This window comes from Desulfosoma sp. (assembly GCA_037481875.1).
Lineage (GTDB): Bacteria > Desulfobacterota > Syntrophobacteria > Syntrophobacterales > DSM-9756 > Desulfosoma.
The window spans coordinates 261,430-285,598 of sequence record JBBFKY010000001.1 but is presented as its reverse complement, the minus strand read 5'-3'; the positions used below and the strand labels follow the sequence as shown (position 1 = coordinate 285,598).

The following is a 24,169-nucleotide window of genomic DNA, read 5'->3' as shown; positions in this document are numbered from 1 at the left end:
CTTTGAAATAGGAATGATCGATCTATCGGCTACCAACCTCGACGTTTCACAATCTCGTTGATCTCTGCTCTTCGAATGCGCTCTTCATGCTCGCGCTTTCGAGCCAATGCCGCGTTGATTTTTGCCACAAGCTCCGGAGTCTCCATCGGCTTCATGAGGTAGTCGTAAGCCCCTAATTTCATCCCCTCAATGGCCGTCTCCACGGTGGCATGCCCTGTCAGCATGATCACTTCTACGAGGGGCTGCTTGTGCTTAATCTCGTGAAGTGTCTCAATGCCGGATTTGCCGGGCATGAGCACGTCCAAGATGACCACGTCCACTTTGTGCTCGTCCAGCTGCCGGAGAGCCTCCTCTCCGTTGTAGGCCTTATGGACAATAAAGTCCCGAGCCTCCAAACGCTCAGACAAAACATCCACAAATTCCACCTCGTCGTCCACGACCATCACATGCGCTTTCATCACTTCCCTCTTTGGTCTTGACCTTTTTCTTGTTCTTCCACGGTTTGAAACCCGCCGGTGCCGGAAGGAACCTCGGCTGCCGTCGAGTCCTTCTCCCAAGGGCGCAAAGATTTTCTGTTCTTAACTGCCTTGCGCCCCGCCTTAATGGCCGCCTCAACCGTTTCTTCCAGATTTTCCCATGCAAAAGGAATGAGAAGGTCATCAAAAGCACCTCGCTTCATCCCTTCAATCCCGTGCTGGACCTGCCCCTTGGGAACCAAAAGGATCACAGGCGGAGCCGGTGACAAAGTGCGCACATGATCCATGAGAATCCAGCCGCACCTGTCACCGGAAAAACAATGCCAGACCACCACATCCACATCCGAGAGATCCAACAGACCCACCGCTTCAGCCTGATCCGCCGCCCCTAGAACACGGTAGCCCCTTTTTTGCAGGTGCACTTTGATGCCCGAGCGAAAATCTTCCTCCAATGCCACCACCAAAACAGTACCCTTCATGACCATCGCCCCGTCAGGCCGACCTTTCCCGCGAAAAGCCTGACGCAGTGTTTCGTAAACTTTTCATCATGACAAAAAAATCCAACAAATCGGCAAACCCCGGCCACCGAACCCGATGCCCCGCGTGATCCGTAACCTTGGCGCCCTTAGGATTTCCCTTCAAGTCACGCCGTTCAACCACTCTTTTCTTACAATCTCTCCTTCATAGACCGCGCCCTGGTGTTTCCCGGGCGTGGCGTTTGTTCGAAAATGCACAAAGGATGCCAGAGAAAAAACCATGGTTTCTTAAAGGACTCGCTTCGATGCCGCTCTGACGGCTCCCCGCCAAGCTTCATCCTAAAACAATATGAGACATATGGGAGTGAAACAAAATGATATGAAATGGCACAGAAAGGGCAATCTTTAAGGGCAGGAATCGGAATCACCAGGAAACGCGCTCACCACTTCATCCCCCCGAACTTTTGTTCTCGACGGCCTCCCGCATCTTTTCCATGAGCTGTTCGATGTCCACGGGCTTTATCAGATAATCGAAAGCGCCCAGATGCATGCCTTCGATGGCTTCTTGCAGGGCGCTGTATCCTGAAAGGAGAATCACCGGCGTTCCTATTTTCCGGGACTTGATGTGCCTCAGGAGATCCAAACCGCTGAAGCCGGGCATGCGCACGTCCGCCACAATGACGTCAAACCGTTTTTCTTCCATCCATCGTAGGGCATCGTTTCCGTTGAAGGCCACACTCACCTTAAGGCCTCGAATTTCCAGTCTTTCAGACAGGGTGGTCGCAAATTCTTTTTCATCATCCACAAGCAGTACGTGAAACGGTTCCATACCCACTCTTTGGCTCCTTTCACCGCTTGTTCAATTTTCGCTCAGCTCAGGTCCTTTTTTCGGCAGATAAACAGTAAAAGTGCTTCCTCGACCCTCCTCGCTCTGAACCTCAATGCAACCGCCCAGCTTCTTGACGATGCCGTAGGTGATGGGCAAACCCAGTCCTGTCCCGGAACCCTTCTTGGTCGTAAAAAAGGGCTCGAAGATGTGTTGCAGCGTTTCCGGACTCATGCCGTGCCCGTTGTCCTGAATACTGACGCCGATTCGCTCGGAATCCGCATCCCAGGTGGTAATGCTCACCATGCCTCCTTCAGCAACTGCGGCAAAGGCATTGTTGAGAATGTTTAAAAAAACCTGCTGAAGTTGCCCCCGGTCGGAGGCGATTTTGGAAAGATTTGGTGCCAGATGAAGTCTCAGGTCGACATTGCGGTACAGAGCCTCCTTTTCCAGAAAACCCACGACGTCATGAATCACCTCGTTGACATCGAGCACCTCGATATGCACATCCATACGCCTAGCAAACCCCAGAAGCCTATGAGTGATGTTGCGGCAGCGCTCCACAGAGTCAAGGATCGCGGTGATCAAGACCTGAAACTTTTCGCGATACGGAAAATCCGGAACCCCTTGCAAAAGGTCCATCATCAGGCCGGCTTTTTCGTTGATAATAGCCAAAGGGTTGTTGATCTCGTGGGCAACGCCGGCAGCCAACCGGCCGATGGAAGACAATTTGTGATGATGCTGCATTTCTTGATAGGCCGCTTCGCGTCGTTCATCAGCCTCCCTCACCTTTCGCACCACGTTGCCGGTCAGCCTGTAAACCACAAGAAAGATCAGCGTGGTGGCCGCCAAAAACAGGACCACCAGCTCGTTCTTGAGCGTGGTCCAGGCTCGAAGCACGTCCGCCTGGGGCTTAACCGCCATAAGGACAAAATTGGGATGCACAAAATGGGCATAAGCGAGAAAAATGGGGCGTCCCGAGGGATCCACGGCCGTCGTGACATTGGCCTGGTAGCTGACCGGGGGAATGGGAAGCGGGCATTTTTCTAAAACGCCTCCATAAAAGCGCGAAGGCGTCTGAAAGACGCCGTCATGGTTGACGAGAAAGGCATCGCTGTCCGGATCTAAACCCATCGAAGCGATCAGTTCGTTGAACCTTTGGGTGTCAATGGTGGCGCGAAGAATCCATCGATCCCCTTCCAAGCTGGTCTGTTCTACGGCGATCACCACGTGAGGGAATCGACGATATCCCAAAAAAACATCGCTTACATAGATCCCTCGAACATTCACTTCGTGAAACCAGTTCTGATCCGAGTAATCTCTTCCCTTAAGATCATAAGGGCCTACATAGTTCACCTGAACGCCGCGCGAGTCTATCAAGCCCATATCCACAAAGCCGGAAAATTCCTGCTTGACCACTCGAAAAATGTGATTGAGTCGCTGGGGATCCACGAGTTCGTGATATCCGTAAGCGCGAGCAATGAAACTCACCGCCGATTGACGTTCGGCAATGAAAAGTTCAAAGGAATGCTTCGTCTTATTGACAATATTGCGTAAAGGATTGGCAAGTTCCTGGCCGAGCACCTTTCGATATTCGTGATAATTGATGGCAGCCATAAGGACCAGAGGGACAATCGTCACCACGCCCATGAGAATGACCAAATTGCGGCGCAAAATCCCATATCGAGCGGCACCGCTTTCGTCCAATTCCAGGCTGAAAGCCTCACGAATCTGGTGAATCCACCGGTCCCAAAACATGCTCTGACTCCTCAAGGATCCTTTCCAAAAGCACAGCGCCAGGTTTCAAGGTGCCCTCTTCGAGGGCCTTTTTCACGGCGTCCACCGTCGCTATGACATCGTCATAGACCGTAACTTTTTTCCAAACAAGATAATCGAAATACTCCTGTTCGACGGCTCCGCAGACCACCACGTGCGCCCCTTCGGACACAATGAGCTGACACAGGTTTTCCGTAGACGCCTGCGGCATGACCACCGTGCGTTCTTGCATAAAACGGCCGTCCGGTCCCTGCACACCGATCCAGACTTCTGAGGCCAAATCAAAGCGGGGCGCCACTTCTGAACCATGCACAGGAATAATCACTCGAACCATAGAATGCCCCACTTCTAAACGTCCACTTGGTCGGATCCAGAAGCCAAAAGCCCGTATTGTTTCATCTTACGCCACAAAGTGGAACGCCCCCAGCCCAGAATTTGCGCCGCTCGAGTTCGTTTGCCTTTGGCCTTGACAAGAGCTTCCACAATGAGACGTCGCTCCATTGCGGTCCAGTCGGCCGTTTCGGCGCCAAGAGGCAACCCCACGAAGACACTTTTCGTCGGCGGTTCCAGGTCTCCAGTCTCTGGCACGTGCAGAACCCTATCCCGCATCTCTGTCACATAGGACGGCAAGTGATGCACATCAATGGTCTCTTCACGACACACGTTCACCGCATATTCCACAATGTTTTTAAGCTCGCGCACGTTTCCAGGATAAGGGTATTCCAAAAGACAGCGCAAGGCATCCTTGGAAAAGCCTTTGACATTCTTTTGAAAATTGGAAACAAAAGCGGCAAGAAAATGCTCCAGCAGCAACCGCACATCTTCGCGCCTTTCTCGAAGGGGCGGAATGTGAATTCGGACCACGTTTAATCGATAGAGCAAATCCTGGCGAAACTTGCCCTCCCGAACCATGGCTTGAAGGTCCCTATGGGTGGCGGCGATGATGCGCACATCGACGCGCGTGCCTTTAGTGGAACCCAAAGGGTAGATGACATGGTCGTCCAGAAAAGTGAGCAGCTTAACTTGAAGAGGTAAAGGCAGATCCCCGATCTCGGTAAGAAACAACGTGCCGTTGTGAGCCAGCCGGAATCTACCCGGTTTATTTTCCACAGCGCCCGTAAAGGCTCCCTTTTGATGCCCGAAAAGCTCGGACTCCAAGAGGGTTTCCGGCAGCGCTCCGCAATTGACTTTTACGAAAGGCCCTTTGGCCCGGCTCGAAAGTTGATGAATGGCTTCAGCGAGAAGATCCTTGCCCGTGCCGGTTTCCCCCGTAATGAGCACCGAAGAATCGGTCTGGGCAATGCCCGGAAGGATGCCGAAAAGCCGCTCCATGGCGGGACTTCCACCGATGATACGGCTGAGCCGGTCCGCTTGGCCTGATCGAGATTCCAGCATCTGAAAAGGCCGAAGATCTTCAAGAATTTCCAGGAAACCGGCCACGGCGCCTTCCAGGTCTCTCAGAACCACGTAGCTGATGCGCACAGGAACCCGACGTCGATCCCTATTGATGATGTCCCCTTCACGACACTGAGCCCCTCCATGACCCCAGGGTTGACGGAAAGGACATTCCCTGAGGCAAAGATTGCTGCGCACGACATGGCGGCACGGCAGCCCTCGAGCCTGTTCATCGCTAAGCCCCGTGAGCACCTCCGCCGCTCGGTTCAAGAAGAGGACCCTTCGATGAAGGGACAAAAAAATGAGAGCGTCAGGAAGGTCGTTCAAGGCGGTGGCGCATTCGATCGGTCTAGAAAAGAGCCCGGAAATGAGCGCAGGAGTCGCGGGTGCCATGGAAGGTTCGCCCCTCGTGTTTTCAAAATGAGACGTACGCCGTCACAGGGCTGAACCCTGGGGTTTGAAAAAGACTGCCGCCAAGGGAGGCAAATTGATGCTCAAGGAGAAAGGCCGACCATGGTAAGGGGAAGCTTCGGCCACCACGCCGCCCAGATTTCCTTGGCCGCTTCCACCGTAGATGACGGCGTCACTGTTAAGCACCTCTTGCCAAAAGCCTCCAAAAGGCACCCCAATACGATAAGGGTATCGTGGAACAGGGGTAAAATTCATGGCGCACACCACCAGGTCTTCTCCCTTTTTCCCACGGCGCAAAAAGACCAGGGTGCTTTGATCGCTGTCGTTACAGTCGATCCATTCAAAGCCCTGGGGTTCATTGTCCAGCTCATACAGGGCCGGTTCGCTGCATAAAAAGTGGTTGAGATCCTTCACCCACTGCTGAAGTCCCTTGTGGGAGTCATGTTCCAAAAGAAACCAATCCAGTGAACTCTCATGGTTCCATTCACTCCACTGGCCGAATTCCGAACCCATGAACAACAGCTTCTTTCCAGGATGGCCGTACATATAGCCGTAGAGAAGCCTTAAGTTAGCAAATTTCCGCCACAAATCTCCTGGCATCTTGGCCAGCATGGACGCTTTTCCATGAACGACCTCATCATGGGAAAAAGGCAGAATAAAGTTTTCCGAAAACGCATAAAGCAAGCTGAAGGTCAAAAGATTATGGTGGTATTTTCTGTGAACGGGATCCTTGGACATGTATAGCAAGGTGTCATGCATCCAGCCCATGTTCCATTTGAAGCCGAACCCAAGACCGCCCAGGTATGTGGGGCGTGACACCATGGGCCACGCGGTGGATTCTTCGGCGATGGTCATGGTGTCGGGGTGTTCCCGGTAGACCATTTCATTAAAACGGCGCAAAAAGGCAATGGCTTCCAAGTTCTCGTTGCCGCCGTACTGGTTGGGAATCCATTCTCCATCACGGCGGGAATAGTCGAGATAGAGCATGGAAGCCACGGCGTCCACTCGAAGACCATCCACGTGATAGACATCCAGCCAAAACAAGGCATTGGAAATCAAAAAGTTCATAACCTCGTTGCGGCCGTAGTTGTAGATGAAAGATTTCCAATCCGTATGGAAGCCTTTTCGAGGGTCAGCATGTTCGTAGAGGTGCGTGCCGTCGAAAAAGCCTAAGCCGTGTTCATCGGTAGGGAAATGGGCAGGGGCCCAATCGACGATCACCCCGATGCCATGCTGGTGCAGCGTGTCCACAAAAAACATGAAATCCTGAGGGGTGCCGAAGCGGCTCGTGACGGCGAAATACCCGGTGGTTTGGTATCCCCATGAGGCGTCCAAGGGATGTTCGGTCACAGGGAGTAATTCCACGTGAGTGAAACCCATCTCCCGAACGTAGGCGGCCAGTCGAGGCGCCAGTTCGCGGTAAGTGAGCCAGCGGTTGCCTTCATCGGGCACCCGCATCCATGAGCCCAAGTGGACTTCGTAAATGGCCATGGGGGCCGATCGGGTGTTTTTTTTGTTTCGGGACCGCATCCAGGTTTTATCTTGCCAGATATAACCAGAAAGATCCCAGACGATGGAAGCTGTCCCCGGGCGTTTTTCGGCAAAAAAGGCATAGGGATCTGCTTTGAGCACGTGGTAGCCATTGAAGCGGGAGGTGATGGCATACTTGTACAAGGTGCCCACACCGATTCCAGGAACAAATCCCTTCCAAATGCCGGTATCTCCAAAGGGTTCCAAAGGATGGGCCGTTTCATTCCATGCGTTGAAATCCCCCACCACAGAAACCTTTTCGGCATTGGGAGCCCACACCGCAAAATGAACCCCGCTCACACCGTTCAGAACACAGGGGTGAGCCCCCATCTTTTCCCACGATCGGTAGTAGCTGCCCTGCTTCCAGAGATAGACATCAAAGTCGCTGAAAAAACGCCATTGGCTTTCCCCCATAACGCCAGCTCCGCTTCCTTCTTTCATCGATTTCAGCTGTTTCTTCTGATCTTTTGAATCCTTCGCAGACTGTGTGAACCCTCATGCCTCCATGCTGTCATGGTGAAGCCCAAAAACCTAGATTCACAGTTCTCGACCTGTCGTGCCGCTTAACGTACCTATTTTAGCTCTTGCGGGCAAGGTGAGTCATGGAAGCTTCAGGACACAAGAGCAAAAAGGCGTTCTGCTCGCAAAGCCTTTTTTTGAATCCATTGCAAGAAATTGAAATGACAGCATTTCAGCGCATGCCGATTCAAGGGGAAGTGGGGCGTGCCCTGTTTCCATAAGACGGAAAGAAGCGGCTTTCTCGCGAAAAGAGGATCGCCTGCATGAAAAACAGACTCAAGGCGCCGCGCTCCTAAGGAAAAGGTCCTTTTGAGGCCGTTCTTTTCAAGGGTCGTCCTTGAGAGAAGCTCTCCTGCCGCTTTTTTGTTGGCTTGATCTTTTTTTCTCTTGACCTGTGTCTTTTGAGCCATTAAAGTAAAAAACGACTGAGCACTCAGTCGACATCTCAGGGCGAGGATCAAAGATGAAAAAACGTGATGCGATTCTTCAGGCCGCCACTTATTTTTTCTCCCGCAAAGGCTTTAAAGACACATCCATGAGCGAACTGTGCAAGGCTGCGGGAGTGGCGGAAGGAACGGTTTTTTATCATTTCAAGAACAAACAAGAGATTTTTCTGACCATTTTGAGAAACCTTCGGGACACCATTCTTCCGGAATTCGAAAAATACAAGGCCGAAAAAAAAGTCATCACGGGGCTCAATCTCGTTGAAGAATCCATTGCCTTTTACCTTTACATGGCATCCATTAGGGAAGATCTCTTCTCCATCCTGCATCAGCGTTATCCCTACGAATTGGCGGAAGCCAACCCTGATTGCCGTGAACTTTTGGAATCCATTTATGAAGCGTTTGTGGACATATTTGAAAATGCCATCCGCATGGGCCAGAAGGATGGCTCCATTGGTCCCTGGCATACGCGAAAAAGTGCCATGATCCTTTTTGCCATGGTGGATAGCATGGTCCGATTTCGCATGTACAACCTGTACGATGTGACTTCGCTGTACAAAGAAATGATCGAGGCTTGCAGACGCATGCTGGAAAACCGAAACATGCCTTTGGAAGAGGGTGAGAATGGAAAGGCTGTTGCTGAGAACGAAAATTGTAGAGCGGCCAACTAAAAGGGTTCGCGCCACGCTTTGACAATCCGTGAATCATGTCCAGGTTTTTATCATAACTCTTTCTCTAACGGGTGGACGAAATGCTCAAAAAAATCTTTCCTTTTCTCGACTGGTTCAAAGGGTACAACATCGCCACATTTCAAGCCGATGCCATCGCCGGATTGACCGTAGCTCTGGTCCTGATTCCCCAGTCAATGGCCTATGCCCAACTGGCGGGTTTGCCTCCCTACTACGGCCTTTATGCCTCCTTTTTGCCGCCTATGATCGCATCCTTGTTCGGCTCTTCCCGACAGCTGGCAACTGGTCCCGTGGCGGTGGTTTCCCTGATGACATCGGCTTCCCTTGAGCCGCTTGCCACGGCCGGCAGCCAAGAATACATCGCCTATGCCGTCTTGTTGGCGCTTTTGGTTGGACTCTTTCAGTTCAGCCTCGGTGTCTTGCGCCTAGGGTTGGTGGTAAATTTTCTTTCCCATCCAGTGGTCAATGGCTTCACCAACGCGGCCGCCATCATCATCGCCACCTCCCAACTCTCCAAGATGTTTGGTGTCAATGTGGACAATGCTCCACATCACTACCAAACTGTTTACAGAGTGATCCAGCAGGCTTTTCACTACACCCATTGGCCCACGTTCTTCTTGGGGGTGACAGCCTTCGCCATTATGTACGGCCTCAAAAAGGTTGCCCCGAAGCTTCCCAACGTTTTGGTGGCCGTAGCCATCACCACGGTTATCTCCTGGTTCATGGGGTTTGAACACAACACCACGGTGCCTCTTTCGGCGATTCAGGATCCGGAAACACAGGAGCGCGTGCAATCCTTTAACAAAGCCGTCTACGAACTTAAACCTTTGGCGGAAAAACGCACCCTTGTGAGCAAAGAGATCGAAAGAGCCAAAGAGGCCCATGACGCAGTCGCTCAACTGAAGTGGGAATCCGAGGACAAATTGATCCAGCTGGAAAGTGAGGCGCTGAAAACGAAAGCGCAACAATATCGAGAACAGCTGCGATCCACTCTTTTTGAAGCGGCCATGAAGCCTGACGGGACCATGACTTTTTATCTCAAAGGCCATCTGCCACCGGGATTCAAGACCGACGGGCGTATCTGGCGTCTTCGAGTCGGGAACAGGCCCCTGCAAACGGAGAGCCTCACCATGATGGGAGGCGGGGAGGTTGTAGGTGTTGTTCCCAAAGGGATCCCCGCCTTTTCCGTGCCTAAAATTGAGCTCTCAGCCGCTTTGCATCTGTTGTCCTACGCCGCCATCATTTCCCTTTTGGGATTCATGGAAGCCATTAGCATTGCCAAGGCCATGGCAAGCAAAACCGGACAGCGATTGGATCCCAATCAAGAGCTCATCGGACAGGGGCTTGCCAATTTCATCGGGGCTCTGGGCAAAAGTTACCCGGTCTCAGGATCGTTTTCCCGATCGGCCGTGAACCTACAGGCAGGGGCCGTCACTGGACTTTCCAGCGTCTTTACCAGTCTGGCCGTCGTTATCACGTTGATGTTCTTCACCCCTCTTCTCTATCACCTACCCCAGTCGGTGCTCGCCGCCGTTATCATGATGGCCGTCATCGGTCTCATCAACGTCTCAGGTTTCATTCATGCCTGGCGAGCCAAATGGTACGATGGGCTCATTTCCATTCTGTCCTTTATCTTCACTTTGTGGTTCGCCCCGCATCTGGACAAGGGCATCATGATGGGAGTCGGGTTGAGTCTTGGAGTGTTTCTGTATAAAAGTATGAGGCCGACGGTGGCCTCCTTGGCCAGGTATGAGGACGAAGCGCTTCGTTGTGCTACCACCCATGGGCTTCGTGAATGTAAGTATATTTCGGTCATGCGCTTCGATGCGCCTTTGTTTTTCGCCAATTCCAGCTATTTTGAGGATCTGATAACGGATTTGATTCGAAAAAAAAGCACTCTGCGCCACATTCTTGTCGTATGCAATGGAATCAACGATATGGACGCATCCGGTGAAGAAACACTTTCTTTACTGATAGACCGGGTTCGAAGCGGAGGGATTGAGATTTCCTTCAGCGGTGTGAACGAGACCGTGATGAGCGTGTTGAAGAAGACCCATTTAACTGCCAAGATAGGAGAATCACATATCTTTCCAACCATGGAAAAGGCCATTCGTGCCATTCACGAGGATGCGCATCGAGATGGGGACGAAAAAGACTGCCCGTTGCTGACGGTCTGTCGGCTTGTTGCTTGAACTCCGCATGAAAAGGGGATACAAACCATGTCAGTCATTTCCGTCTTTTACGGCTTGTACTGCAATGAAGGTTCTGTGATTCGAAACGTGGCGGAGCGCACCGGATTTCGATTGGTTGAAGACGATACCCTTGCCGCCTTGGCTTCTCAGTTGTCCGGCATGTCGGTTGAACGCATTTCCCGAGCTTTCAGTGCCAAGACATCGATCTTCAATGCCTTTACACATGAAAAAGAACGCGCCGTCGCTTACCTACGATTGGCCACGGCGCAGATGCTTCAGGAAGAACGTCTTTTGGTTGCCGGCTGTTGCGGCCTTTTGATCCCCTCCCAGATCACCCATGTTCTTCGAGTGTGTCTGATTGCAGATCTGGCCTTTCGTCTTCGAACGGCCGCGACAGCGGAGGCAGTATCCGAAAAGGACGCACTCAAAGCCATCCGTAAATCCGATGAAGACCGCTCTTCCTGGACATCCATGGTGAAGAAGGAAATCGATCCGTGGAAACCGGCGCTCTATGACATCTTGATCCCGATGGATAAAGTTTCCGTGGAACAAGCCGTGGATTTGATCGTCAGTAACACTCAAAAAGATGTCCTGCATCCGACAGAAGCCTCTCGAGCCGCAGCCGCCGATTTTCTGCTTCAAGCCCGCGTAGCGGTGGCTCTTGCGGCCGAAGGCCATGATGTGGATGTGGAAGCCAAAAACGGTGCCGTCACCCTGATCGTCAACAAGCATGTGTTGATGCTGTCTCGATTGGAAGAAGATTTGAAGGCTCTTGTGGCGCCGATGGAAGGTGTTCGATCCGTCGAGGTTCGAGTTGGACCCAATTTTCATCAGGCGGATATTTACCGTAAATATGATTTCCGGGCACCGTCCAAGGTTCTTCTTGTCGATGATGAACGGGAATTCGTCCAAACACTTTCCGAACGCCTGCTCCTGAGGGATGTGGGATCTGCCGTCGCCTACGACGGTGAATCTGCGCTCAGGCTCGTCAGTGAGGAGGAGCCCGAGGTCATGATCCTTGATCTGAAGATGCCTGGTATTGACGGCATTGAAGTCCTTAAAAGGGTCAAGGCGACCAAACCCAACATCGAGGTCATCATTCTGACAGGGCACGGCTCTGAGGCTGACAGGGAAACCTGTATGAAGTTGGGCGCGTTCGCCTATCTTCAGAAACCGGTCGACATCGATGTCTTGAGTGATACGCTGAAGCGTGCCTACGACAAGATTCGAAAAAGTTCCGGTGCCAAAACGTAGGGGGCTGAGAATCCCAGGCTTAAACCCGGAAAGCCCGATAAAGTCCATGAATCGGCCAATACTTGAAGGGTATCTTTTCACGTATGTAGCTTCTCGAGGGCTTCCTGCAGCGACTCTCGCAGGTGGACAGAACGCCTTCTAAGGGCATCGCATACAATCTGGAGAAAAAGATGAATATCTTGTTGGTGGATGACGAAGATCAGCTGGTCTCGACCCTGGCGGAAAGGCTTGAACTTCGGGGGATTCATGCCTCTTGGGTCACCAACGCTGAGGACGCCATCCGGATGGTAAAGAACCGGGAATTCGATGTGGCGGTTCTTGATGTGAAACTGCCGAAAATGGGCGGGATCGAGCTGAAAAGGAAATTGGCCTCTATTCGACCGAACCTCAAGTTTTTGTTTATGACCGGCCATGGTTCCCAGGAAGATTTCGACGCAGCATGTCGGGATACGGGAATAGATAATTATCTTGTTAAGCCTGTGAAAATCGAACAATTGATCGAGCATCTTCGAAAATTAGTCCAATCGGAAAAAAGAGAGTAAACCCCATGGCATCTTTTGAATCGTCCGAGGTCAGAGGTTACGACGATGCGCCGGCTGTGTGTGGGCTACGGTTTTTTGGAGCCGTCTCCGCATCGATTTCCCATGAGTTGAAAAATGCCATTGCCATCGTCAGTGAACATGCAGGGCTTTTGGAGGATTTGGCGCTCCTTGCCGAGCGCGGAAAACCTCTTGATCCGGAGCGACTCAAACGGACAGCGATGCAGATCACACGACAGGTGCAGCGGGCTAACGTTCTCATAGGGAACCTAAACCGGTTTGCGCACAGTATTGATGAGCCCATCACAACCGTTCCTCTGTCTGAACTGATCAGCTTCTTAGTCACGTTGGCAGAAAGAAAGGCGACGATGTCAGGCATTACCCTAAAGGTGGCTTGTCGGGAGGCTTCGTTTTCAGTGCAAGTGCAGCCCTTTTTCCTGTTGAATCTTCTTTGGCTATGCTTGAAAGCCTTGTTTGAGACGATCCCTCCCTCCTCCGTGGTCCAGGTCGACGCCCAGGAAAAAGACAAGGACGTGGAAGTCCGACTTCATTGTCAAGCCATTCAACCAACGCAGACAAGCTTACCGGAGAGCCTTCGAAAGGATGCCGCGCCGCTTTTGTCTATCCTCCATGCGCAGATCTCCATGGACTCATCCACAGGTGATGTCGTGCTGAGCCTCCCCAAAAACGTCCCTGAGGCTTAAACAAAAAGATCACGACACCCCAGAAAGGAGCCATCCATGTCCGAGAAAGTCTTGTTGGTGGATGATGAAACCGATTTTCTTGAGGTGATGGCGGAGCGGATGAAGGCTCGGGAAATCCGGGTCAAGACGGCACCGTCGGCAAGAGAGGCTTTGTCTCTCATTGAACATGAAAGCTTTGATGCAGTCATTCTCGATTTGCAAATGCCGGAAATGAACGGGATTGAAGCCCTGAAGGTCATGAAAAGCAAAAACCCTGACATTCAGGTCATTGTGCTGACAGGGCATGCAACCGTTCAAAAGGGCATCGAGGCGATGAAGCTGGGAGCGAGCGATGTTCTGGAGAAACCGGCGGATGTGAAGGTGCTTGCCGACAAAATCAGAAAGGCTCACGTGGAAAAGATGGTTCTGGTTGAGAAAAAAACGGAAGAAAAGATCCGAAACATTCTTAGGCAAAAAGGCTGGTAAGAAGCGAACATGAAAAAAGAAAGAAATGCACTTATCCAGCCGTGCCTTTTGGTGCCGGCAGCCGGTTGATGGATTTGCTGAAAGGAAGGCGATTTTTGTTTAAGCAGGTGACGACGTCTTGTCCAATTCGTCCTGGGCCCAGCTCAGAGCGGCGGATACGGACGGAAACCCTATGGTGCTGACCAGGAGGATCAGGGTATGCACGATTTCTTCGCGACTGGCACCCGCTTGAAGCGCTCGCCGTGTGTGGCTGTGCACGGCGCCCTCAGAGCGAATAGCCGCCGCGGCCGCCAATTGCACCAGATGGGCCGTCTTAGGATCCAAGGGCCCTTCTCGGCGCACAGCGACTCCCAAGGCGTCTAGGGCATCCATGACACTCGGGTGGTTTTCGCGAAGGAAGCTATACCAGCGCGGCAATCTTTCTTCAGCCATCATTGATCCTTCCCTTTGTACGTGATGCATGTTTCTTGTCTTGGCACATAGGCCCGCCATAAGCATGAAAGCACCTTAATGTTTTATTTTACCCTGCTCTGCTTCTACAGGCAAGACACCCTCAAGGTCATGAGTGCTCCAGTGTTTACACACGAGTGAAAAATCTTTATAGAGTAGCTATTTGTTGTTGGATGAAGGCTTCTCCGTGGAAGCCGCGGCGCCCCAGGAACCCAAATCCTTTTCTCATGTTACTAGGGAGCTCTTATGAATAGGGAATTGCGCCAGGCGATGGTGGAACGAAAAACCCAGGAAACCGCTATCTCGGTGAAAATTGTTTTGGACGGCACGGGAATGGTGGATGTGGACACGGGCCTTCCTTTTTTTGACCATATGCTTACCCTGTGGGCTGTGCATGGTCTCTTTGATTTGACCCTTCGAGCCCAAGGGGACTTGGAGGTGGACGGCCACCACACCGTGGAAGACGTGGGTATTTGCCTCGGCCAAGCCCTCTCCAAAGCCCTGGGGGACCGTAAAGGTCTTCGTCGTTACGGGACCGCCTTCATTCCCATGGACGAGGCTTTAGCTCAAGTGAGTCTCGATCTTTCCAATCGGCCCTACCTGGTCTACCGGGTACCTTCCCTGGCCGAACGGGTCGGCACCTTTGACAGCGAACTGGTGCCGGAATTCTTTCGAGCCTTGTGCCAGAATGGAGGCATTACGGCTCATATTCTGGTCCCTTACGGTGCCAACACGCATCATATTCTGGAAGCGGTCTTCAAAGCTTTTGGGCGCGCTTTGGACGAAGCCGCAAGCTTGGATCCACGCCGATCGGCCGTGCCCAGCTCCAAAGGCGTCCTTTAGGAAAGAAATCCCGTGCCACCCTGCGCACGCCTTCCTCTCTGTTAAGGGAACGCAAAAACCCGAATTTCGCCCTCTTGACTTCTCATCAACCATGAGCTATACAACATCGCTCGCTGACGCGGGGTGGAGCAGTTAGGTAGCTCGTCGGGCTCATAACCCGAAGGTCGGAGGTTCAAATCCTCCCCCCGCTACCAAGACAATCAAGGGCTTGGCTCGTCAGGCTAAGCCCTTTTTTCTTTCTGCTTGCGGATAGTTGCGTGTGATCGTTCACCACGTCGTCCAGCGCGTCGATGGTGGAACGGCTCTCAATAGGCGGCCATTTTAGCAAGTGTGGAAAGTGATCTGGGCGGAGGTGTATTCCATGTCCATTGTCACTTTCCCCAGTGGGATCCCCCTTGCCAAGTTCTAACGCCCCGTAAGTCTGCTGCATGTCACGAGGAGTATGCCATCGAAGGCCGAATTTAGAATTTATCCATAGCCCGGTTTCCGGACCCTTATGCGGAAATTGTCAAGATCCATCGGAATGCCGTACCCATTGCAGAAAAGCCAGTGCGGAACATTCGGCCAACCTTTGCGCAAGCCCCCTTCCTCGCTCCTCTTCCTGAGCTTCTCCAGCTTGCTCACCACCCGATTGAAGATCGCCGAGTCTGTCCTTCTCCTTCTTGGTATCGCAAGCTGCGGAAGAAGGACTCTCACGTCCCGTCTTTGGCCTGAACAAAATATTTTGCGTTTACATCATGATAGTTGTCTCTGCCTAGGAAAAAGACTTGTCATTTTCCAAGAATCCCAGAATTTGGGTGAGGATTTTCTGGGTTTGCTATTAAGCCGAATTTTTCATCTCTTGACCCCATGGCGACGATAACCCTTGGCCCACTTATGGGCCATCCTCCACCGGTTTTGGTTGCTTCTCTCAAGCATGGCTTCTTTCAAACACGCCTCGATTTTGTTAGAAGAGAGATCTTTCTATTCGCGTGGTTGCCGAGAGCAGCAAACCGATTCTCAAGAATTCAGGAGGAAGGCATGGATCGGCCCGTGGATCACTACTGGCAACTTCGATTGAAACGCGTCCAGGAGGCTCTGGAAAAGAACAATTTCGCTGTTTTTGTTGCGCAAAACACTCAGGACGCCAAACGTATCGTCCTCGAAGAAATCCTGCCGTCCCTGTCGGTGAAAAGCGTTTCTTGGGGAGGATCCATGACCTTTATGGCCACAGGCCTTTATGAAGCCATGAAAAACCGAAAGGACCTGGAAGTCTTGGACACCTACGAGAAAGGCCTTGCTCCTGAAAACATGCTGGAACGGCGCCGCCGTTCCCTGCTGGTCGATCTCTTTTTTACGGGAACCAACGCCGTGACCGAAGACGGCCAGCTGGTCAACCTGGATATGATCGGGAACCGAGTGGCCGCCATCACCTTTGGACCTCGGCATGTGATTCTCCTCGTTGGAAGAAACAAGGTGGTTCCCAACCTGGAAGCCGCCATGAGGCGTATCAAGGACTACGCCGCCCCGGCTAATGCCATGCGCTTGGATAAAAAGACGCCGTGTTACCATACGGGCTGTTGCGATGATTGTTCCAGTCCCGAGAGGATTTGCAATCACTGGACGGTCACGGAAAAATCCTATCCCAAGGGGCGGATCAAGGTGGTGCTCATCAACGAAGACCTTGGGCTATAGAATAGAGATCCATACAAAGCACGCGCGTGGCCTTTTCCTTGTCCCGTGTTCGAGAAACCGCTCACGCCGGAAACCTGAAGGCTCAATCCAGTTCTGGAAACAAGCCTCTCCTGGACGCAAGGAGGCCGAAGACGATGCAGAAGCATACTTACGATGTCGTGATCATTGGCACAGGTCCGGCCGGCTTGCAGGCCGCCATTCACGCCTCACGAAAGAAGGTTTCTGTGGCCGTGGTGGGAAAAATTTCCAAAAGCAGCGCCTACCGAGCGCATATAGAAAATTTCTGTTGCATTCCACATAGCACCGGAGAAGATCTGCTGACTCAAGGACGCCTTCAAGCGGAAAAATTCGGGGCTGTCTTCTTTGAGGAAGATGTGGTCCAAGCACAACACGTTGATGGTCATTTCAAACTAGAATTGGAAGAAGATCACGAGATTGAAGCGAAAGCCGTCATTCTGGCCATGGGTATTTCTCGAAAGAAACTAGGGGTTCCTGGAGAACGGGAATTCCTCGGCAAAGGCGTCAGTTATTGTGTGGAGTGCGACGCCAACTTTTTTCGAGGCGTTCCTGTAGCCGTGGTGGGCTGCGAAAGCGCTGCCGTTTCCGGAGCTCTAACCCTTCTCTTTTACACCGACCAGGTGCACCTCGTCTGCGAAGAACTACAAGTTTCAGAAAACTTGGCCGAGAAACTGCGTCAAAGCCCCATTTTCCTCCATGAAGGCCGCAAGGTGGTGAAGATTATCGGTGCCGATGCTGTGGAAGGCGTGCTTTTGGATGACGGCACAACCATTGCCGTCCAAGGCGTCTTCATTGAACGAGGGGCCAAAGGCGCTTTGGAGATCGCCACAGCTTTAGGCGTGGCTTTGGATCCGGAATCCTTTCAATATGTCGTGACAAACAAAAAGCAGGAAACCAATGTTCCCGGAGTCTACGCGGCCGGGGATATTTGCGGCCCTCCATGGCAAATTGCCAAAGCCGTCGGGGAAGGCTGCGTGGCTGGGCTGGAAGCCGCCGACTACGTCCGGAGACTGTCAAGCTGATCTTAACGGGACAGTGACCCGTTCCCGCCACAGACGAAGGAAAGACGTAGGTACGCTTGTAAAGCCTGCGGAGGCCGCGGACTCTTTACAAGGAAGAACCGTTAGAGAAGGATGCAGCCAAAGCGGCTCGAAGGCGTTCTTCACCTCTTTTACTTAAAGAAGTCACCAGCACCGTCCCGCCGACTTTTTTTAATGTTTCCAGCATCTCTCGAATCTTAGCCTGGCGCACGACCACCACCAAAGCCCACATTCCCGGAAGCACCGCACAGGCAAGCTGTTTGATGAATTCGTCATCGAGACCTACATGGGACAAACTAAACTTTGAGCTTCCGGCGGCGGCGCCTGTGAGGGTCCCCAAGGCGGCACCGAGTAGGGGATGCATAAGAAGGGATCCCACCAGAAGGCCGGCAATGCCTCCCACGGCCGTTTCCTTGATATCCACGTGTTGCACGGGCTTAAGGGTCAGCCTTCCCTGCTGTTCCCGATAAAGAATAAGCATTCCTTCTAAATGCACAGCTCCTTTTCGATGCCAATGCACCAACTCCTCACGCAATCTCTGAATGGTAGCTTCCGTCTTGTCCCCGATGACAAAGAGATGGATGTCATGGGTCCGTTCCCATAAAGCGCGGGCCAGTTTATGGGCCAACCAGTCTCGAAAATGCCCTACTGTCTTCCAGGATTTTCCCAAGGAATCCACCAAGTGCACATTGTCATCCCTCATGTCCAAAGCCACGTAAACGTCAATGTCTTCAGCGATCTTTTCAAGGGTCCGCTTACCTTCCATGCCGATAATGAGCCAGTTCTTAGGAAAATCAGGAAACATGCTTCGAAACGTCTGAGTGGTTCCCACGGCAAAGTCCGCATTGCCGATCCCCGGAATCCAGCCCGGTTCGGACAAGGGATCCGGAGACAGATGCTCATCGTGGTGCGTCAGCAAGGCTTCATAGCAAGAAGAAATTCTGACATCCAAAGCCTTCTGGAATCGTTCCACGAAACGGCTCATCTCTGCACGTCCTTTCCCTTGAATCGCCTCGATCCTTTCCCGACGTCAATAGAACACAAGGCCTTTTCAATGGCAAACAAGATCTTGGGAATGCTCGGCTTTTATGATACAGAAGACCAAGCTGAGCCATTGTGTCGATCAGGAGGGAATCCCATGGCACGCATGACCGTCCGCACCGCAGCCCAGGCCCTCGGTGTTTCCCCGGAAACCCTGGAAGAATACCTGGAACGGACAGGCAAAATGGAAGCTATTCGCCAAGGCAAAAGAGTCTTTATTCCCTCCCACGAAGTCAAAGCGCTTCTTGAAGAAAAAAAACGCAGAAGCCACCCCGGGGCTGTTTCCTTCGTGGAAGACAAAGCCACAACGCCTGCGCCCGGCGTTCAAGAAAATACCGTCTCCATTCCCGTAAGCCATTACGAAGCCCTGCTGGAAGAACTGGGCCGACTCCGCTACCAAAGTCAACTCCTTGACTTCTATCGAACCGAAGCCTATGAAAAAAACGCTCTCCTTTTGGAAAAGGAATATCGCATCGGGCAGCTGGAAGCTGAATTGGCCCAGCTCAAAAAACCATGGTGGCACCGCCTATGGCGCCGCTAAACAATCTAGAGCCCACACCCACGCACCTTCCTCAAGCCATGCCCCCGTGGAATCCAGCCATAATGGCGTGTTTATGGCCGATCTGTCGTGATTGTGGCGCGATTCTTAGGCCGCTTGCAATTTCTAGAAAGAAGGAAACGGGCCGCCATGGCGCTTCAGAAGCGGATTGGCCTCGAAGGTTTCTCATTTGGCACACCCCTTGCTCCTGCATACAGAGCGAAAGAAACCAACTCTTTCCTCCTCGAAAAAAGGCCAGACGGTACAGCCCCGCCGTCTGGTCTTTTTTTGTTGCCGAGGACGCTTTACCAAACCACGGGATGGGGGTTCTGAAAAGGACAAAGCCATGGACACACCGGTAAACCCTTTGGATCAGGTGGTTTTTGGCCGTACGGGTCGACTGGTAACCCGGGTGGGTCTGGGAGGCGAAGGAATATTGCGCACGCGATCTCAGCTGAGTGCAGCGCGAGCGGTCATTGAAACCGCTCTGGACCAAGGTCTGCTCTACTTCGATAGTGCTCCGGCCTATGCAGACAGTGAAGAATACTACGGTGCGGTGTGGAAAGGGGATTTGAAGCTTCGCGATGGGGTTTTTCAGGCGAGCAAGTCCGCACAGCGCACTCGAGACGGGGCACTTCGGGACTTGGAACGCACGTTTCAGCGTATGGGCATTTCTCGGCTCGACCTTTGGCAGATCCACGATGTCCGTACCATGGAGGAGCTTGAAACGTTGGAAAGGCCTGGTGGAGCCTTGCATGCCTTTCTTGAAGCTAAAGCTTCAGGATTGACCAACCATATCGGAGTCACCGGTCATCACGATCCCAAGGTGCTTACGGAAGCCGTGTCCCGATGGTCTCTGGATGCGGTTCTTCTTCCCGTAAATCCCGTCGAGGCCATTCTAGGCGGTTTTTTGGACAAAACAGTCGATGTGGCTATGGAAAAAGGCGTGGCCGTCATCGGCATGAAAGTTTTGGGAGGGGGTCAATACCTGGCACCCCAGGACGGTATCACCGCCGAAACCCTGATTCGTTTTGCCCTGTCGCAACCTGTGACCATGGTCATCGTGGGCTGTCACAATCCCCATCATGTGCGTACTTTGGCGTCATGCATTCGACCCTTTGAACCCATGGATCAGCAGGAACAGAATGCCGTGCTTCGTATCTTTCGCCCCTACGCAAAAAGACTTGCCTACTATCGAGGTTCTTTATGAAGCCGCCGTGCAGACGTTACAGCCCCAGTTGTGTCTTGAGCCATTGTTTCAACTCTTCACTTAAGGCATACACCCCTACACCGGGCTTGCGTCCTTCTCGGTTGACGATTTCCTGCACCATGGACGACGGCACCGAAATCTTGGCCAATTCCTCCATGCCTTGGGAATCCCTGCGCACCAGGGTCACCTGGGCAGGTTCTTCCCACGCATACACGACGAAATAGAACGATTCCTGGCCGGGAACCGTGGCCGACTGCCCCTTGCGGGACCACCCCGTCCCCCATTCCAGGTAAGTCTCTATGGCCCGCTCCGGAGTCATGTCCCAATCGATCTTATCCAAAAGGTCCTTGCGAGTCTTCAGATCGTTTTCGGTCATCATGGCAAATCCTCTCCAAAAAAGATTGCGATGAGTTCGGAATCCGTCCATAGAAAGCTGTACCGTAAACTTAAGAACAACGACGGGGCCGAAAAGGGGAAACCAGCCTCATGGGCTGAAAAAAATTTATGCTTTTTAAAAAAACAGCCGAAGACATTACGGGGGAGAAGCGACAGATGGAGGTTTACGCATCGTATTACGGTTCCGTGATCTTGGATCCATCCAGGGACAAGGAGCTGGGCCCGCCCCTTCGGTTCCTGAAAGAAACGGCACGTTCCCTCGATGAATCGGAGGGGGCTCCCGTGGTGGATTTTGATCCGCACACGGGAAAATTCCGTATCGACATGGAAGGCGTCCTTGATGCGCAGACCCACAAGAAAGTGGTCGGCGTTCTGCAGGCCTTGGGCCGTTTCGCCAAAGGTGTGGGCAGCTTCACTGTGGAACAGGACGAGAAGTCCTTCACCATCTGGATCGGAGCCGATCACGAAGTACGTCGCACCAAGGCAGGAATTTACTTGCAAGCAGCCATTCATTTGCTGCAGAAAGCTCGCGACCTGGCGGACGACCCTGCAGAAATACGCCAAGTCTTGGAACAATTGGAAAAAATGGATCTCGTTCGTTATGGGCGAGAGTTTCGTTTGCTTCCACCCCTTTAAGTGTCTCACTTAACGAAATAGAACCAAGGAGCCCGACACGGACTATGGCCACCATCGTCACCAAGCCCGCACTTGATGAAATCCTCAGGGCTGTGGACCGGCTGCCGCCGTTTCCCAAGGTGGTCACCCGTGTCATTCCTTTATTGCGCTCCATGGCGCCCATCGCCGAGATTGAAGCCGTGATTCGATATGATCAGGCTATTACGGCCCGCGTGCTTTCCATCGCTCGATCCCCCTTCTACGCGCGCCGTTACAAGATTCGCTCCCTGCGCGACGCGATTATCTTTTTGGGACAGCGCCAGCTCGTAGAAATCATCCTCATGGCCTGTTCCGCTCATTATTTTCGAGGACAGTTGCGGGCCTACGACCTTCGAGAAGGGGAACTGTGGGCCCATTCCGTGGCGACGGCTCTTCTTTCCCAGATCATTGCCGAAGACTTGCAGCGCCAACGTGTCCTCACCATTTACACGGCAGGGCTGCTTCATGATATCGGCAAGACGGTGTTGGACCGACAGGTTCCCGATTACTTTGACACGATGTATCTTTTGGTCAAGGAGCGCCAGATCCCGTTCCTGGAAGCGGAACGCGAGGTCATCGGGATCAATCATCAGGATCTCGGCGCCCTCATCGCCCACCGGTGGAATTTCCCTCCGGAGGTGCAAGTGGGCATTCGGTTCCATCATAACCCTTTGGAAGCTAAGCACCACCAGGATGTAGCCGCTATTCTCTACGCCGCCAATCGCACCGTGCACAGCCTAGGGATCGGCGTAAGTGCCGGGGATTTCCTTCAGCCGGACGCCGATGAAATTTTTCAAAAGCTGGGAATCACTCAGGAACGCCTGGATGCCTATCTACTCAAGATTGTCGAAGCCATGGAAGATGCGCATGGTTTTTTGAACCTCCAATAAGAAATGTTGGGGATCGGGCGGACCGACGTGCCCGCCCCAAAATTCCCGCCCTTTCAATCATCTGTTCTTTGCCGAGGGATTTGACGGCGGCCTGGAACGCCGGCCGGATCAGAACAAAAACCACTGGTGCCCTGAGGGCACGATTAAGACAAGATCACCGCATGCTGAAAGCTTTTCAGGAAAAGAGCGGGCCATGCGCTGAAAAAGAGAGGGCACAAGATTCCATGCCCGATGCCCCACCTCCGTTGCAGGTCGAGACAACAGGTCACGAAGCACATCGGCCAGGAAACCATGAATCGCTTGGATAACCGTCTCTTGCCAAACACCCATTTCCCCGGTAAACCCCAAGATACCGGCACCGGTTTGAACTTCAAAGGAAAAGGTCTCAACACTTCGAGCCCGCAGAACCACAGGCTTAGCCGCTTCATCAAAGCCCGCAAAAACGATCTCTTGCAGGTTTTCAAGCATTTCGGGTTTCTCCACGCCGCCCCGCATCTTCTGCGTCAACTCAAAGACGGTTTCCTCAAACAGCCTTTGCAGAGACCCGCTTTCGACAGTCAGAATCTTGGTGACTTCCAAGGAAGACCTATCTTCACGAGCCTTTTCTTCCAAAAGGTTCCGCGCGTGGTTTCGAACTTTCGCAAGAAAAGGGGACAACCCAGTGCCGGTCATCCACCAACCAAAACCCACCGCATGGATTTTTCGGGCATTCCATGACGTGAGTCCTTCCATTCGAGGGGACCCTTCCAGGCCGGCTCTGACGGTCCACACCTGTTTTCTATTGTCTGCGGCCAAAACGATGGTCTGAGCCGTGGTCAAATAGATGTAGAAACTCATGGTCTTTTGAACTCAAGATTCTTAACCGCGGGTCAGCACTTTTCCCAAACACCTTCGTCCCACACCTCTACGGCAACAGCTTTGGGATCCACACCGTGACGACGAAGCGCCGACCGAACGGCCGCCAGAGCTTGTTCCACGGAATCCGCCGGACCATCTTCTTCCAGCCCCAGATCCACATTGGTGAGCCTCCAATGCCAACCCAAAGGCCCGGTGCCAAAACTCTTCCAAAAGACAATAGCTTGCCATGCCATGCTTAGGTCCCCCTTTGTGCATGCCCCACCAGGTTGTAGTCGCGAAAAACGCTTTCCAGAGCCTTTGGGCACGGTCTCTGGGCCATGTAGCTTTCGCTGAAGAGAGGGTCATCAAGAAGTCCGAGAACATAAGTGATATGGCCAGAATATCCTAAAGGATCCAGCGCCTGAAGGGCTCGGGTAAATTCTTCGGCCAACATCCAGAATTCCCTGTGCACCACAGGCCCCTTGTCCCCACATGGACGAACGGAATATAGGCGCCGGCAGCTGAATGGACGAACGACATAAATACGGCACAGATTTGCCGGATCAAGAAACGGGCAGGGCAGAAGAAGGCTATGTTTCTTTCGCTCCCTGTTTTCCGCAACCGATCTGCGAAGGGCGGTCGCTTCAAAGACTGAAAGCGTCTCCATGACCTGCCGAATGCGCACTGCCTCCAGGGTCGTGGTGAAAATTTCGCCCACGTTGGTGCAGCAATCCGCACACCCAGGCTTACATGCCGCATGCGCCATAAAGGGTGACGCGGTATGTTGAAATTTATCGTAAAGAGTTTCCAGTTCACGGTATCTTTCTTCTAGCCAGCGACAAGACAAAGAGAATATCATAACTTTACCCTTGGTGGCATGCGG

General features: G+C 52.6%; 26 protein-coding genes and 1 tRNA gene. 14 read left to right on the top strand and 13 right to left on the bottom strand.

Annotated features, from left to right (window positions below; translation table 11 throughout):
• Positions 1–29: 29 nt before the first annotated feature.
• From WHS46_01255 to glgB, 7 genes are all read right to left on the bottom strand, one after another.
• Positions 30–458 (bottom strand): response regulator, encoded by a 429-nt coding sequence (locus WHS46_01255; GenBank protein ID MEJ5347303.1) that lies wholly within the window; start codon positions 456–458, stop codon positions 30–32.
• Positions 458–955, bottom strand: coding sequence for a response regulator (locus WHS46_01250; protein ID MEJ5347302.1), 498 nt, complete (start codon positions 953–955; stop codon positions 458–460). Before WHS46_01250 ends, WHS46_01255 begins: the two co-directional genes overlap by 1 nt.
• Before the next feature lie 445 nt (positions 956–1,400).
• Positions 1,401–1,781, bottom strand: coding sequence for a response regulator (locus tag WHS46_01245; GenBank protein ID MEJ5347301.1), 381 nt, complete (start codon positions 1,779–1,781; stop codon positions 1,401–1,403).
• Positions 1,782–1,811: 30 nt separating this feature from the next.
• Positions 1,812–3,536 carry an ATP-binding protein gene (locus WHS46_01240; protein MEJ5347300.1) on the bottom strand — a complete coding sequence of 575 codons (1,725 nt, stop codon included), beginning with the start codon at positions 3,534–3,536 and terminating at the stop codon, positions 1,812–1,814.
• Positions 3,502–3,888, bottom strand: coding sequence for a hypothetical protein (locus WHS46_01235; protein ID MEJ5347299.1), 387 nt, complete (start codon positions 3,886–3,888; stop codon positions 3,502–3,504). The genes WHS46_01240 and WHS46_01235 overlap by 35 nt, the downstream gene beginning before the upstream one ends.
• A 14-nt stretch (positions 3,889–3,902) precedes the next feature.
• Positions 3,903–5,342, bottom strand: coding sequence for a sigma 54-interacting transcriptional regulator (locus tag WHS46_01230; protein ID MEJ5347298.1), 1,440 nt, complete (start codon positions 5,340–5,342; stop codon positions 3,903–3,905).
• 42 nt (positions 5,343–5,384) lie between these two features.
• Positions 5,385–7,331: a 1,4-alpha-glucan branching protein GlgB gene (gene glgB, locus WHS46_01225; GenBank protein ID MEJ5347297.1), complete on the bottom strand. Its 1,947-nt coding sequence runs from the start codon at positions 7,329–7,331 to the stop codon at positions 5,385–5,387.
• A gap of 541 nt (positions 7,332–7,872) precedes the next feature.
• On the opposite strand from glgB, the gene WHS46_01220 reads away from it, so the two are divergent.
• The 6 genes from WHS46_01220 to WHS46_01195 all read left to right on the top strand — a co-directional run bounded on the left by WHS46_01220 (position 7,873) and on the right by WHS46_01195 (position 13,695).
• Complete coding sequence (locus tag WHS46_01220; protein ID MEJ5347296.1) at positions 7,873–8,523, top strand: TetR/AcrR family transcriptional regulator; 651 nt, start codon at positions 7,873–7,875, stop codon at positions 8,521–8,523.
• 80 nt (positions 8,524–8,603) lie between these two features.
• Positions 8,604–10,733, top strand: coding sequence for a SulP family inorganic anion transporter (locus WHS46_01215; protein ID MEJ5347295.1), 2,130 nt, complete (start codon positions 8,604–8,606; stop codon positions 10,731–10,733).
• Positions 10,734–10,760: 27 nt separating this feature from the next.
• Complete coding sequence (locus tag WHS46_01210; GenBank protein MEJ5347294.1) at positions 10,761–11,987, top strand: response regulator; 1,227 nt, start codon at positions 10,761–10,763, stop codon at positions 11,985–11,987.
• Between the two features lie 170 nt (positions 11,988–12,157).
• Positions 12,158–12,529: a response regulator gene (locus WHS46_01205; GenBank protein ID MEJ5347293.1), complete on the top strand. Its 372-nt coding sequence runs from the start codon at positions 12,158–12,160 to the stop codon at positions 12,527–12,529.
• 5 nt (positions 12,530–12,534) lie between these two features.
• Positions 12,535–13,230, top strand: a complete 696-nt coding sequence (locus tag WHS46_01200; GenBank protein MEJ5347292.1) for a hypothetical protein — start codon at positions 12,535–12,537, stop codon at positions 13,228–13,230.
• A 36-nt stretch (positions 13,231–13,266) separates the two neighbouring features.
• Positions 13,267–13,695, top strand: a complete 429-nt coding sequence (locus tag WHS46_01195) for a response regulator (GenBank protein MEJ5347291.1) — start codon at positions 13,267–13,269, stop codon at positions 13,693–13,695.
• Between the two features lie 99 nt (positions 13,696–13,794).
• Here the strand turns inward: WHS46_01195 and WHS46_01190 are convergent, their stop codons facing one another.
• On the bottom strand, positions 13,795–14,127 hold the full coding sequence (locus tag WHS46_01190) for a carboxymuconolactone decarboxylase family protein (protein ID MEJ5347290.1): 333 nt from the start codon (positions 14,125–14,127) through the stop codon (positions 13,795–13,797).
• Between the two features lie 264 nt (positions 14,128–14,391).
• On the opposite strand from WHS46_01190, the gene hisB reads away from it, so the two are divergent.
• The 4 genes from hisB to WHS46_01170 all read left to right on the top strand — a co-directional run bounded on the left by hisB (position 14,392) and on the right by WHS46_01170 (position 17,702).
• On the top strand, positions 14,392–14,988 hold the full coding sequence (gene hisB, locus WHS46_01185) for an imidazoleglycerol-phosphate dehydratase HisB (GenBank protein MEJ5347289.1): 597 nt from the start codon (positions 14,392–14,394) through the stop codon (positions 14,986–14,988).
• Between the two features lie 117 nt (positions 14,989–15,105).
• Positions 15,106–15,182: transfer RNA gene (locus WHS46_01180), tRNA-Met, on the top strand.
• 826 nt (positions 15,183–16,008) lie between these two features.
• The gene (locus WHS46_01175; protein MEJ5347288.1) at positions 16,009–16,662 is read left to right on the top strand and encodes a lactate utilization protein; all 654 of its coding nucleotides are present in this window, start codon (positions 16,009–16,011) and stop codon (positions 16,660–16,662) included.
• Between the two features lie 134 nt (positions 16,663–16,796).
• Positions 16,797–17,702 (top strand): FAD-dependent oxidoreductase, encoded by a 906-nt coding sequence (locus WHS46_01170; protein MEJ5347287.1) that lies wholly within the window; start codon positions 16,797–16,799, stop codon positions 17,700–17,702.
• Positions 17,703–17,787: 85 nt separating this feature from the next.
• Here WHS46_01170 and WHS46_01165 read toward each other — a convergent pair whose 3' ends face one another.
• Positions 17,788–18,705 carry a DUF1269 domain-containing protein gene (locus WHS46_01165; protein MEJ5347286.1) on the bottom strand — a complete coding sequence of 306 codons (918 nt, stop codon included), beginning with the start codon at positions 18,703–18,705 and terminating at the stop codon, positions 17,788–17,790.
• Between the two features lie 153 nt (positions 18,706–18,858).
• Here WHS46_01165 and WHS46_01160 point away from each other — a divergent pair, with 153 nt between their 5' ends.
• Both WHS46_01160 and WHS46_01155 read left to right on the top strand, forming a co-directional pair.
• Positions 18,859–19,302 carry a helix-turn-helix domain-containing protein gene (locus tag WHS46_01160; protein MEJ5347285.1) on the top strand — a complete coding sequence of 148 codons (444 nt, stop codon included), beginning with the start codon at positions 18,859–18,861 and terminating at the stop codon, positions 19,300–19,302.
• Positions 19,303–19,645: 343 nt separating this feature from the next.
• The gene (locus WHS46_01155; protein MEJ5347284.1) at positions 19,646–20,509 is read left to right on the top strand and encodes an aldo/keto reductase; all 864 of its coding nucleotides are present in this window, start codon (positions 19,646–19,648) and stop codon (positions 20,507–20,509) included.
• 16 nt (positions 20,510–20,525) lie between these two features.
• Here WHS46_01155 and WHS46_01150 read toward each other — a convergent pair whose 3' ends face one another.
• On the bottom strand, positions 20,526–20,888 hold the full coding sequence (locus WHS46_01150) for a DVU0772 family protein (protein MEJ5347283.1): 363 nt from the start codon (positions 20,886–20,888) through the stop codon (positions 20,526–20,528).
• A gap of 125 nt (positions 20,889–21,013) precedes the next feature.
• On the opposite strand from WHS46_01150, the gene WHS46_01145 reads away from it, so the two are divergent.
• Both WHS46_01145 and WHS46_01140 read left to right on the top strand, forming a co-directional pair.
• Positions 21,014–21,541 (top strand): hypothetical protein, encoded by a 528-nt coding sequence (locus WHS46_01145; GenBank protein MEJ5347282.1) that lies wholly within the window; start codon positions 21,014–21,016, stop codon positions 21,539–21,541.
• 44 nt (positions 21,542–21,585) lie between these two features.
• Positions 21,586–22,449 carry an HDOD domain-containing protein gene (locus WHS46_01140; GenBank protein MEJ5347281.1) on the top strand — a complete coding sequence of 288 codons (864 nt, stop codon included), beginning with the start codon at positions 21,586–21,588 and terminating at the stop codon, positions 22,447–22,449.
• 108 nt (positions 22,450–22,557) lie between these two features.
• Here the strand turns inward: WHS46_01140 and WHS46_01135 are convergent, their stop codons facing one another.
• The 3 genes from WHS46_01135 to WHS46_01125 are packed head-to-tail and all read right to left on the bottom strand — an operon-like array spanning position 22,558 to position 24,145.
• Positions 22,558–23,286: a hypothetical protein gene (locus WHS46_01135; GenBank protein MEJ5347280.1), complete on the bottom strand. Its 729-nt coding sequence runs from the start codon at positions 23,284–23,286 to the stop codon at positions 22,558–22,560.
• Between the two features lie 32 nt (positions 23,287–23,318).
• Complete coding sequence (locus WHS46_01130) at positions 23,319–23,540, bottom strand: hypothetical protein (protein MEJ5347279.1); 222 nt, start codon at positions 23,538–23,540, stop codon at positions 23,319–23,321.
• A gap of 2 nt (positions 23,541–23,542) precedes the next feature.
• Entirely contained in the window at positions 23,543–24,145 is a 603-nt protein-coding gene (locus tag WHS46_01125) for a YkgJ family cysteine cluster protein (GenBank protein MEJ5347278.1), read from the bottom strand.
• Between the last annotated feature and the right edge of the window lie 24 nt (positions 24,146–24,169).